The sequence below is a fragment of the Candidatus Deferrimicrobiaceae bacterium genome (assembly GCA_035256765.1).
Lineage (GTDB): Bacteria > Desulfobacterota > Deferrimicrobia > Deferrimicrobiales > Deferrimicrobiaceae > CSP1-8.
In genome coordinates this window covers 1-1,060 of the sequence record DATEXR010000105.1, presented here as the reverse complement: position 1 = coordinate 1,060, position 1,060 = coordinate 1, and the positions used below count along the sequence as shown (strand labels likewise).

The 1,060-nt window shown below is 67.8% G+C and carries 2 protein-coding genes; one reads left to right on the top strand and one right to left on the bottom strand.

All coding sequences use genetic code 11. The features are described from left to right. Positions 1–513: MFS transporter (locus VJ307_03535; GenBank protein HJX73205.1), on the bottom strand; the 513-nt coding region annotated here is incomplete at its 3' end. A 265-nt stretch (positions 514–778) separates the two neighbouring features. Here VJ307_03535 and VJ307_03530 point away from each other — a divergent pair. Beyond that, positions 779–967: a hypothetical protein gene (locus VJ307_03530; GenBank protein ID HJX73204.1), complete on the top strand. Its 189-nt coding sequence runs from the start codon at positions 779–781 to the stop codon at positions 965–967. Positions 968–1,060 lie beyond the last annotated feature (93 nt).

Below are 1,060 nucleotides of genomic sequence, written 5' to 3'. Positions count from 1 at the left end.
CTCGGAGAGGATGAGGGCCGCGGCTCCCGAGACCAGCATCGCGATCCGGTAACCGGTCACGAAGACGGCCGCGCCCAGGCCCCGCTCCGGCTCGCGCAGGACGTCCGTCCGGTACGCGTCGATCACGATGTCCTGGGAGGCGGACGAGAAGGCGACCAGGAGGGCGGTGGCTCCCAGTGCCCAAGTGGCCGCCCCGGGGTTCCCGAACGCCATCGCCGCGATGCCGATCAGCAGGGCCGCCTGGGTCAGGAACATCCAGCCCCGTCGCCTGCCCATCCAGGGAGGGACGAAGCGGTCCATCAGGGGCGACCAGAGGAATTTCACCGTGTAGGGGATCCCCACCAGGGCGAACACCCCGATGGTGCGCAGGTCCACACCCGCAACCGTCATCCACGCCTGCAGCGTCCCGCCGGTCAGGGCCAGCGGGAGTCCGGAGGAGAACCCGACGAGCACCATCACCCCGATGCGGCGGCTGCGGAAGACCTGGCGGTAGTCGGAGAGATCGTGTCCCATGGCGCTGTAGGAAATATGTAAGGGGGACCGCCGGTTTTGTCAAATGATTCGTCGGAGGGCAAGGGCGAAACCGCCGGGTCGGGATGTCATCGGATATACGGAAAAGAAGACCGCATCGTCCCGGGCGGCGGGAACGAAGATGCGGAGCGGGACGAGGAGAAGGGGCGGAAGGCGGCCGAGGGGCTCCAGGAGGACGGGCTTCGCGTCCGGTTCCACCCGCTGGACGTGGACGACCCGGAGAGCATCCGCAGGCTGCGCGAGTTCGATGAGAAAGGTCGAATACGGGCGCATCGTCAACGTTGCGAGCACGATGGGGTCCTGGACGGAGATGGGGGGCGCCGAGGCGGAACGGTCTCCCGCGGAGGGAGCCGACACCGCGGTCTGGATCGCGACCCTTGACGACGGCGGTCCGACGGGCGGGTTCTTCCGCGACAGGAAGATGATCGCCTGGTAGGGCACTTCCCCGGTTCGCAACATGAATGGCGTGGATCGTCGCCTACCCCTGTTCCGGCGACGGCGATCAGGGGGTGAGGACGGCCCGTAGACG

Bases quoted from the DNA above. Each gene is read 5' to 3' on its own strand.
- VJ307_03530 (HJX73204.1), top strand. From the start codon at position 779: ATGAGAAAGGTCGAATACGGGCGCATCGTCAACGTTGCGAGCACGATG.